Consider the following 15,402-nt stretch of genomic DNA (forward strand, 5'->3'; position numbering starts at 1 on the left):
CCAGCGAGCCGGTCGCCCCCTCCCACTCGACGTCGAGCCGCGGCGCGCTGACCGCCGCCATCACCCCGGGGATGGTCGCGTCACGCCGGTGGATGTCCTCGATGGCGCGCTGCAGGCGAGCGGCGGCGAACGCGTCCGGCCCCTTCGGCGCAGCGACAGGCGGCGACGCGACACGACGGGTCGCCGTCTGAGCCTCGGCCGAGGTGGAAAGCAGGGCCGCCGCAGCAAGCGGCAGCAGGCAGGTCAAGGAGCGCATCGCGGAACTTCCAGTTGGGGTTGATCGGCATGATGCGGCGATCCGGCCGCCTGCATCGTCTTTTCGGTCTCGGCCGTCAGCCATTCGCGGAAGGCCTCGACGAGGGGCTGGCGCCAGTTGCTCTGGGAGGCGATGAACCAGTAGCCGCCGATCTGGCGCGCGAACCCGGGATCTGACGGCGGGCCGACCAGCATCAGTCGCCCCTGTTCGAGGTCGTCGCGCAGCAGGAAGCGGTTGGTCAGGGCCACGCCCTCGCCGCACCGCGCCGCCTCGAGCGTCGCGTGGGCGTGCCAGACCTTCGGGCCGGGCAACTCCTCCGGGCCCGAGACGCCGTGGGCCTGCAGGAAGCGACGCCATTGTCCGGCGTCTTCCTCATGGATCAGGTTGAGCCGCAGCAGGTCTTCGATCCGCTCCGGCGCCGTGACCTTGGCGAGATAGGCGGGGCTCGCCACCGCGACCGCCACCGACTTGGCGAATTCGACGGCCTGGATCGAGCTCGGCAGCCCAAGGGCGGCCACGTCCTGGGCGAACCGGATGTCGATGCTGGCCTCGTGGCGCAGCAGATCGGGCGCGCGGTCGGTCGGGTGGAACTCCAGTTCCAGATCGGGGTGCTGGGTGCGGAACTCGATCAGCCGACCGGCCAGCCACTGGAACCCAAAGCCCGGCACGCACGAGATCTTGAGATGCGCCAGCCGCTTGCCGGCCATGGCGGCGCTTGTCGCCCCGGCGATGTCGTGGATCGCCCGCGAGATCCGCTCGCAATAGATCCGCCCCGCCTCGGTCAGGCCGAGGTCGCGGTCATAGAGGGTCACGCCGACCCACGCCTCGACGGTGCGCAAGTGACGGCTGACGACGGTGTGGTCGAGATCGAGGTGCGCCGCCGCGCGGCGGATGCCCCCGCACCGACCGACGGCCTCGAAGGCCCGTAAGGCCGCGAAGGGCGGCATTTCCAGCCGGTCGTCTTCCGCGGGGCCGCCCGGCGCCGTGCGTGTCATCACTTTCCTCCCCGCGTTCTTTGCGCGGCCAGGGTGACACTGCACACGCTGCGGCGGGTCGCGTCGAGGTGCATGGGAGAGCCGCCGAGGTGTACCCCGTACACCACCGGCGGTCGCATCAACTGGCGAGGGCCAGGTGCGCGTTGCCGGGCAGGCCCTTCTTGACCTCGCCGACCAGCCAGTTGCGGAAGGCCTGAACGCTCGGCTGCCGCCACCGGCTCTGGGTGGCCATCACCCAGTAACCGCCCATCATCTTGGGGAACCCTGCCGTCGCCTCAGGCCCGACAAGGACCAGGCGACCCTGGTCAAGGTCGTCGCGGAGCAGGAAGCGATTGGTCAGCGCCACGCCCTCGCCGCTGCGCGCCGCCTCGAGCGTCGCATGGGCATGCCACATCTTGGGCCCGGGCAGTTCGCCTGCGATTTCGACGTCGTGAGCCGCAAGAAAGCGCTGCCACTGGCCCGCGTTCTCCTCGTGGACGAGGGTCGCGCCGAGAAGGTCGGCGACCGTCCGAACCGGTCCGATCCTGGCGAGATAAGGCGGGCTGGCGACGGCGACCGCCACCGAGCGGGTGAACTCATAGGCCCGGACCGAGGCCGACGGCGCCATCGCCGCCTGGTCGGTCGCGAAGCGGATGTCGACGTCGGCCTCGTGCCGCAGGAGGTCGGGGGCGATGTCGGTGGGGTGGAATTCAAGGTCGATGTCCGGATGGGCGGCGCGGAAGCTCGACAGGCGGGCGGCGAGCCACTGGAACCCGAAACCCGGGACGCAGCAGATCTTCAGCCGCGAGAGCCCCTTGCCGCCGATGGTGTCGGCGGTGGCGCTCGCCATGTCGTGGATCGCCCGGGAAATCCGCTCGTAATAGGCTTGGCCGGCCTCGGTCAGGCCGCTGTTGCGCTCATACAGCTCGACGCCGATCACCGCCTCGAGCGTGCGCAGATGCCGGCTGACGACGGTGTGGTCTATTCTGAGTTGCGCCGCCGCGCGGCGGATACCGCCGCAACGCCCGACGGCCTCGAAGGCGCGCAGCACCGCAAACGGCGGGATCTCCAGGCGATCGGCTTTGGCCGCCAGAACATTCGCGTGCTGATTCATGGCTGCCTCCTCCCCAGGAGCATCTCTTGTCGTTGGGCGGCAGTGATTACACAGGCGGCAGCCGTCGCAAAGACCATCCGCCCGCGTGACCTAACGTCGCAAGCCTAGGTGGAGAGAGCGGTAGGGAGGGATGACGGCCCGATCTGGGCCGCGACCCGCGCCGGGAGAGGCCATCTCCCGGCGCGGCGGACCTTCAGGTCCTTAGTAGCGGTAGTCGACCCGCACGCCGACGGTGCGCGGCTGCAGGGTGGTCTCGTAGAGCAGGATCGAACGCAGCGAGTAGTTGCCGCGGGTGAGCACCGGGTGCTGGTCGAGCAGGTTGTCGGCGAACACCGAGACCTCGGTCTTGTCGAACGTCATGCCGGCCCGGACCTTCACCAGGGTGTACGGCTTCGGATTGAACGCAGTCAGCGGGTTGTAGCCCTGGACCTGCGGGTCAATCGTGACCGTGTTCTTGCCCTGGTAGTTGGCGTCGACGCGGAAGTAGGCGGGACGCTGCAACAGGTCGAAGTCGTAGTTGGCGGCGACCGCGGCCGTGAACGGCCGCAGGTTCAGGTTCATGCCTTCCTTGGTGAGGATGACACGGGTGCCGTCGCGACGCGGCGAGCTCTGCAGCGTCTCGCCGGTCTCGGCCTGGGTGTAGCCGATGTTGGCGGTCAAGGTCAGGGCGTCGGTCGGGCGCGCGGTCACCGAAAGCTCGACGCCCTTGCTGATCACCGTCCCGAGGTTGGTGATGTAGTTCAGGGTGCAGATCGGCAGCGGCACGGTCCGCTGGATGTCCTGCCACTTGATGTAGTAGGCCGCCGCGTCGATCCGCAGACGGCGGTCGAACAGGGCGTTCTTCGAACCCACTTCATAGTTCCACAGGCTGTCGGCGTTGTAGGTCGCCGGCGACTGCGTCAGGCCGATGTTGGCCAGGTCTTCGCCGCAGAACGCCCGCGGCACGGGCGGGAAGGCGCCGCCGGGGCGGAAGCCCTTGGCCGCGTTGGCGTAGACCATGTTGTCTTCGTCGATCTGGTAGGCGACGCCGAACTTCGGCGTCCAGGCATGCTCCTTGAAGCTGCCGATCGACGATTCCGAGCCGCCGTTCGACGGGCCGGCGGTGAAGGCGTTGTAGCTGCTCTTCGACGTCGAATAGCGAAGACCCGCGATCAGCTTCAGCTTCTCGGTCAGGTTGAAGTCGACCTGACCGAAGACGCCCGTCTGGGTTTCCTCGGGCCGGTCGGTGACCAGGTACTGGATGTTGTTGAAGCCGTAGGCCGAGTACGGGGGCACGCCGCCGAAGCGCGCGGCGTGCGTGGTGTTGAAGTAGGTCCGCAGCGTCCGGTCGAGCGTGTCGGTGCCGGTCGAGATCTGCAGGTCGCGCTGTTCCAGGTGCGAGTAGAAAGCGCCGGCGACCCAGCGCAGGCGCGAGCCGTCGTCCTTCGACTGCAGGCGGAACTCCTGCGCAAGGCGGCGCTGCTTGTTGCGGTAGTAGGCCTGGATCGCCTCGCCTGGATACGGATAGACCGCGTTCAGGTTCGGCGGGTTGGTGATGTTGGGCAGGCGGATGGCGTTGGTTTCCTGGGTGTAGTCAGGATCGGCGTGCGCCATGCGGTAGAGGAACGAGGTGTTCGACACGAAGTCCGCAAAGCCGATGTCGGCGTTGATGCGGAGCGACGGCAGGTAGAAGCGGTCGAGCGAAGGTTGCCGCAGGGCCCCCTGGTGCTCGAACCGGCCGCTGTCGCGGTTGGAGAACGGCGCCCAGTACTGGTTGCCGTCGTTCTGGAACTCGTACTGGTAAAGCACCGAGGGGGTGATCGAGATCGCCTCGTTCAGCTGCCACTTCATGGCCGCGTGGACGACCGCCGATTCGCCCCAGTTGGAGTTCGCCTGGTCGATCTTCTTGGTCTGATAGTCGCGGTGATCCACGAAGCCCGGATCGCGCCGGTAGAAGACCGACAGGTTGAAGCCGAGCTTGTCTTGGATGATCGGCCCGCCGCCGGCGGCGCCGACTTCGTAGCCCTGGTCGCCGGCCATGGTGGAGATTTCGGCCGAGGCGCGGAAGCGCGAGCTGGTCAGGCTCGGCGTCGGGGTGATGAAGCGGATGGCGCCGCCCATGGCGCTGGCGCCGAACAGCGTGCCCTGCGGCCCGCGCAGCACTTCGACGCGCTCCAGGTCATAGAGACGCGGGAACAGGTTGGACGAAATGTTCGCCGCGAAACGGACGTTGATCGGCGTGTCGTCGATGTAGATGCCGGTCGTGCCGGTGCCGATGTTGCTGCCGATGCCGCGGATGCTCGGCGTCGGCGCGCGGGCGCTGCCGTAGCCGCCGCGCTGGAAGTAGAGGCCGGGCGTGACGCGCGACAGGTCGTCGATCCGGGTCACGCGCTGCTTGATCAGGTCTTCCTGAGCGAAGGCGGCGACGGACAGCGGAACGCGGCTGAGCGTCTCTTCACGGCGGCTGGCGGTGACGACCAGTTCGTCGACCTGCGTGCCACTCTGCGCGAAAGCCACGCCGTGGAGGCTCGCGGCGGCGGCTCCGGACAGCAACAATAGGCGATACGATTTCATTCCCAGTCCCCTCGATGTGTGATGGTCCCCGGGAGCGGACGCCAAGCCCCGGCGGTATCATCAAACGTTCACACCGACCGGAATCCGGCGGAAGTCGTAAACGGTGCAGAGGGCGGTGCATCCGCCGCAATGACGGACGAACAGGCCGGCCAGAAGGGTGACGCGGCCTGCCTCCCGCAGGCCCGCGGCTGGGGCGGACCTGCGGGAGCGGGAGGTCGTCGGCGGGCTAGCCGACCAGCTCCTCGCGCATGGTCTTGCGGGCGCCCCAGAAGAAATAGGCGGCCACGAGGCTGAGCGACGAGGTGGAGATCAGGGCCCAGCGGATGCCCTCCGCCGAGCCGTAGCCCATCGGGCCGGCGATGATGTCCGACAGCGCGCCGACCAGCAGCGGCCCGAGGCCAAGGCCGATCAGGTTGATGATGAACATGTACATCGAGGCCGAAATCGTCCGCATGCCGGGAGGGGCCAGGCCCTGCAGGGCGGCGTAGTTGGCGCCGTAATAGATGGCGTTCAGGAAGTACGGGATGATGAGGATGGCGAGCGCGAGCGGGGCGTTCGGAATCAGCAGGGCGGTTGCGTAGATGAACGGCGACAGGATAGCCGCGATCGTCGGCACGTTCATGGAATCGCGCACGTCCTTCCGCGCCGCGCGGTCCGCCAGCACGCCGCCCAGCCAGCTCGCGGTCATGCCCGCGATGCCGATCGAGACGCCCATGACGAGGCCGAGGAATCCGACGGCGCCGAGACCGAACGGCGCGGCCATGGCTTCGAGCGCCTCGCGGTGGTTGCGCAGGAAGAACGAGGCGGTGAAGGGCGCCGAGCCGTAGGAGATGAAGGACTTGATGGTCCCGGCGATGTTCACGGCGCGGAACGTCCGCTTCTTCATCAGGTGCCGCACGGTCGCCCAGAAGTGACCCGAGCCGGGCGCCTTGGGCTTGACGGGCATCATGTTGCGCGGCTCGACCAGCCACAGCATCACCAGCGGCACGAGCAGCAGGCCGGGCACGCCGGCCATCAGGAAGGCCGTCCGCCAGCCGTAGGCGTCGGCGATGATCCCGCCGAGGGCGATGCCGATCAGGGCGCCGGCCGGCTGGCCCATGGCGAAGAAGGCGAGGGCCGAAGCGCGCTTTTCCTTCGGCGTGTAGTCGGCGATCAGCGAGTGGGAGGTGGGCGTGAATCCGGCCTCGCCGAAGCCGACGCCAAGCCGGGCGGCGACCAACTGGGTGAAGTTCTGGACGAAGCCGCAGGCCACCGTGAAGGCGCTCCACAGCGTGAGCGAACCGCCGATGATCCACACCCGGTTGAAGGTCTCCGCCAGCCGCGCGATCGGCAGGCCGAGCAGGGTGTAGAATACCGCGAACGCCAGGCCCGACATCAGGCCGATCTGCCAGTCGGCGATTCCCAGGTCGTGCTTGATCGGCTCGGCCAGGATGCCAACCACCTGCCGGTCCAGGAAGTTCAGCGTGTAGACGATGAGCAGCAGCCAAAGGAGGCGGCGACGACGCCCGTCCTCCAGAGGCGGCGGAGTGGCCGGAACGTCTTCACGCGCCTCGGTGCTGCTCATGTCAGTCGGACCTTTCGTGGAAGCGACGGGGGTGAGGCGGGCGATCAGGCCGCCGGATCGTGGACGATGAAGATCTTCCGGATCAGTTCGTGGACCTGCCACTGGCCTTCCCAGCCGACCGGCAGCACGAAGTTCGAGCCCGGCGAGAGCTCCATCGTCGTGCCGTCCGCGGCGGTCAGCGTCGCGCGGCCGCTGAGGATCTGGCAAATCTCTGTGGTGGTGCGCTTCACCGTGAAGCGGCCCGGCGAGCATTCCCAGACGCCCATGCGCAGCGCCGATTGGCCGTCGCCATAGACGTACTTGGCCCATTCCTGCTGGCCGGGGTCGAGGGTGGTGGCCTTCGGCGCGGGGCCGTTGAGGGCGAGCCCGGCGGCTTCGGAGTTGGAGATGTGCAGCATGGGAGGAGCTCCTAGTAATCGCGTCCGCTGATGGCGCTCGCGAAGGTCGCGAAGCGCGATGTGTCCGAGACCTTGCCGCTGCGTTCGCGGCTGTCGGCGATGTGATAGCAGCCGTAGAGCGCCGAGATGCCCAGCCAGCGCAGCGGCTCGCCCTCCCAGCGCCGTTCAGGCATGTTGACCCACGGCAGGGTCGCAAGCTCGGTGTCGCGGCCGAGCACGAGATCGGCCAGGGTGCGCCCGGCGAGGTTCGAGGCCGCCAGACCGCCGCCGACGTAGCCGCCGCCCGAGGCCAGACCCGTCGCCTTGTCGAAGCTGACGCGCGCGCACCAGTCGCGAGGCATCCCGAGCACGCCGCACCAGGCCTGCTCGATCTTGGCGTGCGCGACATGCGGGAACAGGCGGCGCAGATCGGAGACCAGGGTCGCGATGGTGGCCTCCTGGGTGCGGCCGTTGTCGTCGATCCCGGAGTTGAAGCGGTAGGGCACGCCGCGCCCGCCCACCGTGATCCGGCCGCCGCGCGTTCTCTGGCAGTAAGCATAGGCGTGGGAGAGTTCCGACACCGTCTCGCCGCCCGGCCAGGTGGCCAGAACGTCTTCGGACAGGGGTTCGGTGACGATGATCGCGCTGTTCAGCGGGATGATCTTGTCGCGCAGGCTGGGGAAGGTCGGGGTGAAGCCCTCGGTGGCGCGGATGACGATCGGCGCCCGCACCTTCGGCCCGCCGAACGTACTGACCCGGCCCGGCAGGATCTCGGTGACCGTGGTGTCCTCGTAGATGCGGACACCCTTCGCCTCGACCACGGCGGCGAGGCCGCGGACCAGCTTGGCAGGCTGCACGCGCACGCTGGTCGGATCGAAGATCGCGCCGCTGCCGTTGGCGATCTGCACCCGCTCGGCGAGCTCGGTCCGGGACAGCAGGCGCACGCCTTCGGGCCGGGCCTTCCACGCCTCGAAGCGGCGCTCCATGCGCGCCTGCTGGGCGGCGTTGGTCGCGACGGCGAGGTTGCCCGCACGCAGGATGTCGGCGTCGATGCCTTCCTTGGCCAGCACCCCGACCACCTCGTCGACGGTGGCGGCGAGCGCCCGCTCGAAGGCGCCCAGACGATCGGCCGTGCCGTGCTTCAGATAGTGGCGCCGCGCCCAAGGGAAGCCGCCCGTCAGGTTGCCGCCGTTGCGTCCTGACGCGCCGAAGCCGGCGAAGTTCTTCTCGAGGACGGTGACCGCGAGCTTCGGGTTCAGGGTCTTCAGGTAATAGGCGGTCCAGAGGCCGGTCAGGCCGCCGCCGACGATGCAGACATCGGCCGTGTCGTCGGCCGCGAGCGCGGCGCGCCGGGCCGGCAGGCCGATGTCGGAGTACCAATAGGACACGCCGCCGTTCAGCAGGCCGCTCTCCCGGCTCGCGCCGTCTACTCCGGCGGTGTTGTTCCCTTGATCCATGCTCGCTCCGAAATCCCTGATCCGCCTGGCCTCAGCCCTCGAGCGCGGCTTGCGCCGCGCCCGCCCGCTGGCCCGCGCCAAGCTGCGCCACGCGTGTCTCGGCCTGGCGATATTCGCGTTTCAACCGCCCGATGAAGTCGGCCGCGTCCTCGACGCCGCCGATCGCCCCGATCCCTTGGCCGCAGCCCCAGATGTCCCGCCAGGCCTTCGTCCGGCCCTCGCCGAAGTTCATCGCCGTCGGGTCGCTGCTGGGCAGGTTGTCGGGATCGAGCCCCGCCGCGGCGATCGAGCCCCGCAGGTAGTTGCCATGCACCCCGGTGAAGAGGTTGCTGTAGACGATGTCGTCGCTGGTCGCGTCGACCACCGCCTGCTTGTACTCCGCCGAGGCGCGCGCTTCCGTGGTCGCGATGAAGGGCGACCCGATATAGGCGAAGTCGGCGCCCATCGCCTGGGCCGCCAGCACCGCGGCGCCGGTGGCGATGGAGCCGGACAGCGCCAGCGGGCCGTCGAACCAGGCGCGGATCTCCGCCACCAGCGCAAAGGGACTTTTCGCCCCGGCGTGACCGCCTGCCCCGGCGGCGACCGCGATCAGGCCGTCGGCGCCCTTGTCGACCGCCTTGCGCGCGAAGGTGTTGTTGATGACGTCGTGCAGCACGATCGCCCCGAAGCCGTGGGCGGCGGCGTTGACATCCTCCCGCGCCCCGAGGGAGGTGATCAGGATCGGCACGCGGTGCTTCTCGCACAGCGCCATATCCTCATCGAGGCGGGCGTTGCTGCGATGGACGATCTGGTTGACGGCGAACGGGGCCGCCGGCGCGTCGGGATTGCGCCGGTCATGGTCGGCCAGGGTTTCCGTGATCTCCGCCAGCCAGTCGTCGAGCTGCGACGCGGGCCGGGCATTCAGAGCGGGAAACGAGCCGACGATGCCGGCCTTGCACTGGGCGATGACCAGGGCCGGCGTGCTGATGATGAACATCGGCGACCCGATGACCGGGAAGCGGACGCGCTCAAGCGCCTTGGGTCGGGAAGTAAGGGACGCCATCTGCCTCAATTCTGCAGGTTGAAATCGGGACCTTCGGCGAGAGGCGGATAAGACGGCCGCCCCCGTTTCGGACTTGGGCGCGGCTCGTACATTGAGCCGCGGATAATGAGAAACCCGGATCGGATTGAGAGGTGCAAAACGAGATGGATGCAACGCATCCTCTGCACCACAGCTTGCGCGGCGCAAGTGACCGCGGCGCGCCACGACAGGCGAACGTTGCGGCCTCGACCTTAGTAGTGGTGCATCAGCGTCACCTACCTGGGCGAATTTCACAGCTTGCCTGAACCGCCCGCCTACATTCACTCGAAATGGGCTGATGCCCTTCCCTGCAACGCTCCGCGCGGACGCGGACAGGCAGTCAACAGGTTATAAGGTCGAGATCCATGCTCACTGACGTTCAGGCTGCGAAGACCCCTGGCGTGTCGCCCGAGAAGCTGAGCCAGGCGCTCGACATGGCGATCGAGACCTTCATCCAGCGAAATCCCAAGAGCCTCGAGAAGCTCAACGAGGCCGAGCGCAATCTTCCGGGCGGCAACACCCGTTCGGTTCTGTTCTATCCTCCGTTCCCGCTGTTCATCACCAAGGGCGCGGGCGCCAAGCTGTGGGACGTCGACGGCCACGAGTACGTCGACCTGCTCGGCGAGTTCACGGCCGGCATCTTCGGCCATTCCGACCCGGACATCCGCGCGGCGATCGATGCGGCGCTGGACAACGGCCTGAACCTGTCCGGTCACAACGCCAACGAAGCCAAGCTCGCCGAGGCGGTGTGCAGCCGCTTCCCGAGCATCGACCTCGTCCGCTTCACCAACTCGGGCACCGAAGCCAACGTCATGGCCGTGGCCCTGGCCAAGGCCTACACCAAGCGTTCGCGGATCCTGGTCTTCCGCGGCGGCTACCATGGCGCGGTGATGTCGTTCGCCTACCCGTCGGCGCCGACCAACCTGCCCCATGACTTCGTGTTCGGCGACTACAACGACGCCGAGGGCGCGGCTGAACTGATCCGCCAGAACGCGGACAGCCTGGCCGCCGTCCTGGTCGAGCCGATGCTCGGCGCCGGCGGCTGCCTGCCGGGCACCGACGAGTTCCTCAGCACGCTCCGGGCGGAGACGAAGAAGGCCGGCGCCCTGCTGATCTTCGACGAAGTGATGACCTCGCGCCTGTCGGGCGGCGGCTATCAGGCGATCTGCGGCATCACCCCGGACCTGACGACGCTGGGCAAGTACATCGGCGGCGGCAGCTCGTTCGGCGCCTTCGGCGGACGCGCCGAGATCATGGCGATGTTCGACCCTCGCCGGCCGGACGCCCTTCAGCACGCCGGCACCTTCAACAACAACGTCATCAGCATGGCCGCCGGCTACGTCGGGCTGACCAAGGTCTACACGCCTGAGCGGGCGAAGGCCCACTCGGCCCGCGGCGACGCCCTGCGCGCCCGCCTGAACGAAGTTCTGACCGAGCAGGGCGCGCCCATGCGCGTCACCGGCATCGGATCGCTGATGGTCTTCCAGGGCACCGCCAAGCCGGTGAAGAGCCTGGCCGACGCGGCGGCCGGCGAGCCGCGCCTGAAGGACCTGCTGTTCTTCCACCTGCTGGAAGAGGGCTTCTACATCGCCAAGCGCGGCTTCATCGCCCTGACCCTGCCGACCACCGACGAAAACCTGGCCGATTTCGTCGGCTCGGTGGAGCGCTTCGCCATCCGCTACCGGGACTGCTTCACCGGTTGACAGCTGAGGCGGTCGCCCGGGGAATAGCCGCCTCGGGGATCCGGCGCAGGCCTCGCCACCGGACCGGTGGCGGCGCCTGCGCCACTTTGTTTTAGACATGCGTTGCGGCCGCGAACCAGAGCCAGCGGTCCGGTTCGAATGGAGTTCGGAATGGAACAAGAGCTGACCAAAGCCATGCCCCAGGAGGGCGACCTGCTCTGGACGCCGAGCCAGGAGCGCCTGGACCGCGCCAACTTGACCGCCTTCGCCAAATGGCTCGGGGAGACCCGCGGTCTCAGCTTCGCCAACTACGAAGAGATGTGGCGCTGGTCGGTGGCCGACATCGACGCCTTCTGGTGGGCGATCTGGGCCTATTTCGACATCACCGCCGACGGCGATCCGACCGAGGTGCGGCGTGGCGAGGGCTTCGACGTCCGCTGGTTCCCCGACACCCGGCTGAACTATGCGGAGCACGCCCTGCGCAACGGCGTCGACAAGCCCGACGAGATCGCCATCGTCCATAGCGCCGAGACGCGGCCCGAAGCGTCGCTCACCTGGGGCGAACTGGACCGCAAGGTCCGCGCGCTCGCCATCTGGCTGCGCAAGGCCGGCGTCGAGCCGGGCGACCGGGTCGTCTCCTACATGCCGAACACGCCCGAGACCGTCATCGCCGTGCTGGCGACCACGGCTGTCGGCGGGGTCTGGTCCTCGGCCGCGCTCGAGTTCGGGGCGATGACCGTGGTCGAGCGCTTCGACCAGATCGAACCGAAGGTGATCTTCCTGGCCGACGGCTACAGCTTCGCCGGCAAGCGCTTCGACCGCCGCGCCGAAGGGGCGCAGATCGTCGCCGGGCTTCCGACGCTGACCCAGGTCATCTACTTCGACTTCATCGGCGCCGGCGGCGCGCCGGATTACGGCCTGCCCTGCACCGCGTTCGAGACCGCGCTGCAGGAAGATCCGGGCCCGCGGGGGGATTTCCGCTTCGAGCGGGTCGCCAGCGACCACCCGCTCTGGATCCTCTATTCCTCCGGCACCACCGGCCGCCCCAAGGCGATCATCCACGGCCATCACGGGATCGTCCTGGAGCACCTGAAATCGGCATACCTGCAGAGCGACCTGCGGCCGACCAGCCGCCTGATGTTCTACACCACCACCGGCTGGATGATGTGGAACGTGGTGGTCTCCGGCCTGCTCGCCGGCGCCTCTATCGTGCTCTACGACGGCAGCCCGGTGCACGAGGGCGAGGACAAGCTCCTGCGCCTGGCCGCCTCGGCGCGCGCCACCACCTTCGGCGCCAGCCCGACCCTGGTTCAGATCATGCGGCGGGCCGGCATCCACCCGCGCCGGACCCTGGACCTGTCGTCGCTGGAGGCCGTGGCGCTGTCCGGCTCGCCGGTGTCGCCCGACATCTTCGCGTGGATCTACGAGGAGATTAAACCGGACGTCTGGGTCAGCTCGCAGTCCGGGGGCACCGACCTGTGCGGCGGCCTCGTCGGCGGGGTGCCGATCCTGCCGGTCTATGCCGGCGAGATCCAGGCGCGACGCCTCGGCATGGACGTCGACTCCTGGGACGACAACGGCGTCTCCCTGGTCGACGAAGTGGGCGAACTGGTCGTCCGCCAGCCCTTCCCCTCGGCGCCGCTCGGGTTCTGGGGGGACGTCGGCGACGTGCGCCTGAAGGAAACCTACTTCGACACCTTCCCCGGCATCTGGCGGCACGGCGACCTCTTCCGGGTCAACACGCGCGGCGGCTGCTTCGTGGAAGGCCGCTCGGACTCGACCCTCAACCGCTTCGGGGTGCGGATCGGCACCGGCGAGATCTACCGCGTCGTCGACGCGATCCCGGAGATCACCGACTCGCTGATCGTCGCCGTCGACATCCCAGGCCACGAGGGCTTCATGCCGCTGTTCGTCCAGCTCCGGCCCGGCGCCGAGCTGAGCGAGGACCTGGCGAGCGAAATCCGACGTAAGCTGCGGGTCGAAGCGAGCCCGCGGCACGTGCCGAGCGAGATCGTCGTGGCGCCCGAGATCCCCTACACCCTGACCGGCAAGAAGATGGAGGTGCCGATCCAGCGCCTGCTGCTCGGCTGGGCGCCGGAACGGGTGGCGAGCAAGGACGCGATGCGCAATCCCGGCGTGCTCGACTGGTACGTCGATTTCGCGAAGGCGCGTCGGGGCTGACCCCGACGCCGGCTAGCCGACCGGCTCGTCCAGCTCGTAGGGCGGGTTGTTGGCCATCTCATTGGCCAGCCAGTTTCTGAGCAGGGTGATCGCGCGCTGCTGCCAGCGGGCCTCCAGGGCGAGGAACTGGTAGCCGCCGCCGGTCAGCGCGAAGCCGTTCGCGCCCGGCGGGCCGAGCATCACCAGCCGGCCCGTCGCCAGGTCATCGCCGACGAGGTAGACGTTGGTCAGGGCGACGCCCTCCCCGCTCCGCGCCGCTTCAAGCGCCGCATGCGCTTGCCAACGCCGGGGCCCGCCGAGCTCGTCGGGAACGCTGACTCCGTGCAGGGCGAGCCAGCTGCGCCACTGGGTGCTGTCCTGTTCGTGGATCAGGTTGGCCTGCAACAGATCGCTGACCGTGTTGATCTTGACCTTGCTCGCGTACTCGGGGCTGGCGACGCAGAAGCCGGCCGTACGGGTGAGCACCATGGCCTTCACGCCCTTCAGGTCCGCTTTCGGCTCGAACCCGCGGATCCAGCGGATGTCGACGTCGGCCTCGTGGCGCAGCAGGTCGGGGATCTCGTCCCGGGGCCGGAACTCGATCTCGATGGCCGGGTGCTGCGAGCCAAACGCCGAAAGCTTGCGCACCAGCCAGCGCACGCCGAAGCCGGGATTGGCGGTCACCTTGAGGACGCCGGCCTCCTTGCGCCGCATGGTCTCGCGGGTGGCGATGGTCAGGTCGAGCAGCGCCGCGGCGACCTTAGTGTGATAATTTCGTCCCTCTTCCGTCAAAACGAACCGTCGCCGGTCGTAGAGTTCGACGTTCAGCCAGCTCTCCAGGACCCGCACGTGACGGCTCACGACGGTGTGGTCGATCCCGAGGAATTGGGCGGCCTTGCGGATGCCCCCGCAGCGCCCGACGGCATCGAAGGCGCGGAGGGTCGCGAACGGCGGAAAATCCAGCCGCTCCCCCTTGTCCGTCGTGCTTGCGGACGCGCCTTCCCCCGACATGACGCTGTTCCTCCCTTTCTCTTTGGTGGTGCATGATGCACACCATTAAGCGGCAACGCCATGGGCCTCTTGAGCAGCCGGCAGTGATCCCGGCGAACCGCGGAATGGTGCAGCAGCTGCACCGGGTGGCGACGGCTTTGCACCTTCACCGCGGCGAATTTGCCATGTTGCCTGTTTGCAATGATGCGTGAAGCGCACGCTCAAAGGGGGAATCGTTGGTCGGTTGGAAGGCTCCAGTTGCACTGCGGGTTCCGCGCGTCGAACGCGGACCGCGCGGCGCCGCCGAGTCCGCAAGCCTCGGACCCATGCTCGTCGCCGAGGGGTCGAGGCTCAACCTGACTGCCTGTCTTTCGCGCCTCGGAGGCGAAAGAGGTCTGCTCTGAAATCGGGCGCCGCGTGCGGGCCGGGCGTTTAGCCGTTCTTAGGGACGTCGAGATAGCCAGCCCGCCAGACGCCGAAATGTTCTTTGGTCGCATCGGTCCATAGAAATATCGGGACCATGTTTTCTGGGAGGGATTTGAGTGAATAATCGAAAGCAACGCCTGATGGTCACCGCCAGTGTGGCGCTGTCCATGTCCATGCTGGCCCACGCCGCACAGGCCCAGTCGAACGCCGCGAGCGACCTCGATGAAGTCGTCGTCACCGCGACCCGTTCGGCCGAAGTCCTGTCGAAGGTTCCGATCAGCGTCTCGGTGTTCAACCAAGAGAAGATGGATCAGCAGGGTCTGAAGCGGTTCGACGACCTCGTCCGCTACACCCCGGGCCTGAACTTCAACACCCGCTCGACCGGCGGCAACGACGTCGCCATCCGCGGCATCCGCTCCACCGCCGGCGCGGCGACCACCGGCGTCTACCTGGACGACGTGCCGCTCGCCGTCCGCGCGGTCGGCTTCTCGGCCGGTACGGTCTTCCCGGTGCTGTTCGACCTCGAGCGCGTCGAAGTGCTGCGCGGCCCGCAGGGCACGCTGTTCGGCTCCGGCTCCGAGGGCGGCACCGTCCGCTTCATCCAGCCCAGCCCGAGCCTCGAGCGCTACTCGACCTACGCCCGCGCCGAAGTTGCGGCCACCCCGCATGCGGACGAGAGCTATGAAGGCGGCGTCGCCGTCGGCGGCCCGATCGTCCAGGACAAGCTCGGCTTCCGGGTCAGCGCCTTCTACCGTCGCGAAGGCGGCTGGATCGACAGCGTCCCGGCGA

12 protein-coding genes are annotated in these 15,402 nt (G+C 68.2%); 3 read left to right on the forward strand and 9 right to left on the reverse strand.

The features are described from left to right. From ACILRF_RS08935 to ACILRF_RS08970, 8 genes are all read right to left on the reverse strand, one after another. The coding region (locus ACILRF_RS08935; protein ID WP_395672021.1) for a hypothetical protein at positions 1-256 on the reverse strand (256 nt) is incomplete at its 3' end. Continuing rightward, positions 244-1,251 carry a LysR substrate-binding domain-containing protein gene (locus tag ACILRF_RS08940; RefSeq protein WP_395672023.1) on the reverse strand — a complete coding sequence of 336 codons (1,008 nt, stop codon included), beginning with the start codon at positions 1,249-1,251 and terminating at the stop codon, positions 244-246. The genes ACILRF_RS08940 and ACILRF_RS08935, both read right to left, overlap by 13 nt. A gap of 118 nt (positions 1,252-1,369) precedes the next feature. Further along, positions 1,370-2,344, reverse strand: coding sequence for a LysR substrate-binding domain-containing protein (locus ACILRF_RS08945; protein WP_395672025.1), 975 nt, complete (start codon positions 2,342-2,344; stop codon positions 1,370-1,372). A gap of 201 nt (positions 2,345-2,545) precedes the next feature. Further along, positions 2,546-4,897, reverse strand: coding sequence for a TonB-dependent receptor (locus ACILRF_RS08950; protein WP_395672027.1), 2,352 nt, complete (start codon positions 4,895-4,897; stop codon positions 2,546-2,548). Between the two features lie 226 nt (positions 4,898-5,123). Next, on the reverse strand, positions 5,124-6,461 hold the full coding sequence (locus ACILRF_RS08955) for a spinster family MFS transporter (protein WP_395672029.1): 1,338 nt from the start codon (positions 6,459-6,461) through the stop codon (positions 5,124-5,126). 44 nt (positions 6,462-6,505) lie between these two features. Next, positions 6,506-6,859, reverse strand: coding sequence for a cupin domain-containing protein (locus ACILRF_RS08960; protein WP_395672031.1), 354 nt, complete (start codon positions 6,857-6,859; stop codon positions 6,506-6,508). Between the two features lie 11 nt (positions 6,860-6,870). Continuing rightward, positions 6,871-8,295: an NAD(P)/FAD-dependent oxidoreductase gene (locus tag ACILRF_RS08965; protein WP_395672033.1), complete on the reverse strand. Its 1,425-nt coding sequence runs from the start codon at positions 8,293-8,295 to the stop codon at positions 6,871-6,873. A 31-nt stretch (positions 8,296-8,326) separates the two neighbouring features. Then, positions 8,327-9,337, reverse strand: a complete 1,011-nt coding sequence (locus ACILRF_RS08970) for an NAD(P)H-dependent flavin oxidoreductase (protein ID WP_395672035.1) — start codon at positions 9,335-9,337, stop codon at positions 8,327-8,329. 383 nt (positions 9,338-9,720) lie between these two features. On the opposite strand from ACILRF_RS08970, the gene ACILRF_RS08975 reads away from it, so the two are divergent. Together ACILRF_RS08975 and ACILRF_RS08980 are read left to right on the forward strand one after the other, a co-directional pair. After that, positions 9,721-11,058, forward strand: a complete 1,338-nt coding sequence (locus tag ACILRF_RS08975; protein WP_395672037.1) for an aspartate aminotransferase family protein — start codon at positions 9,721-9,723, stop codon at positions 11,056-11,058. A gap of 150 nt (positions 11,059-11,208) precedes the next feature. After that, the gene (locus ACILRF_RS08980) at positions 11,209-13,218 is read left to right on the forward strand and encodes an acetoacetate--CoA ligase (protein ID WP_395672039.1); all 2,010 of its coding nucleotides are present in this window, start codon (positions 11,209-11,211) and stop codon (positions 13,216-13,218) included. Positions 13,219-13,230: 12 nt separating this feature from the next. Here the strand turns inward: ACILRF_RS08980 and ACILRF_RS08985 are convergent, their stop codons facing one another. Then, positions 13,231-14,208, reverse strand: a complete 978-nt coding sequence (locus ACILRF_RS08985; RefSeq protein WP_395672041.1) for a LysR substrate-binding domain-containing protein — start codon at positions 14,206-14,208, stop codon at positions 13,231-13,233. A 521-nt stretch (positions 14,209-14,729) separates the two neighbouring features. On the opposite strand from ACILRF_RS08985, the gene ACILRF_RS08990 reads away from it, so the two are divergent. Continuing rightward, on the forward strand, positions 14,730-15,402 hold a 673-nt coding region (locus tag ACILRF_RS08990; RefSeq protein WP_395672043.1), incomplete at its 3' end, for a TonB-dependent receptor.

This window comes from Phenylobacterium sp. (assembly GCF_044236515.1).
Taxonomy (GTDB): Bacteria; Pseudomonadota; Alphaproteobacteria; order Caulobacterales; family Caulobacteraceae; genus Phenylobacterium.

Coding starts and splice junctions, on each gene's coding strand:
- ACILRF_RS08950 (WP_395672027.1), bottom strand. CDS start 4,897: ATGAAATCGTATCGCCTATTGTTGCTGTCCGGAGCCGCCGCCGCGAGC.
- ACILRF_RS08945 (WP_395672025.1), bottom strand. CDS start 2,344: ATGAATCAGCACGCGAATGTTCTGGCGGCCAAAGCCGATCGCCTGGAG.
- ACILRF_RS08955 (WP_395672029.1), bottom strand. CDS start 6,461: ATGAGCAGCACCGAGGCGCGTGAAGACGTTCCGGCCACTCCGCCGCCT.
- ACILRF_RS08960 (WP_395672031.1), bottom strand. CDS start 6,859: ATGCTGCACATCTCCAACTCCGAAGCCGCCGGGCTCGCCCTCAACGGC.
- ACILRF_RS08970 (WP_395672035.1), bottom strand. CDS start 9,337: ATGGCGTCCCTTACTTCCCGACCCAAGGCGCTTGAGCGCGTCCGCTTC.
- ACILRF_RS08985 (WP_395672041.1), bottom strand. CDS start 14,208: ATGTCGGGGGAAGGCGCGTCCGCAAGCACGACGGACAAGGGGGAGCGG.
- ACILRF_RS08965 (WP_395672033.1), bottom strand. CDS start 8,295: ATGGATCAAGGGAACAACACCGCCGGAGTAGACGGCGCGAGCCGGGAG.
- ACILRF_RS08975 (WP_395672037.1), top strand. CDS start 9,721: ATGCTCACTGACGTTCAGGCTGCGAAGACCCCTGGCGTGTCGCCCGAG.
- ACILRF_RS08940 (WP_395672023.1), bottom strand. CDS start 1,251: ATGACACGCACGGCGCCGGGCGGCCCCGCGGAAGACGACCGGCTGGAA.
- ACILRF_RS08980 (WP_395672039.1), top strand. CDS start 11,209: ATGGAACAAGAGCTGACCAAAGCCATGCCCCAGGAGGGCGACCTGCTC.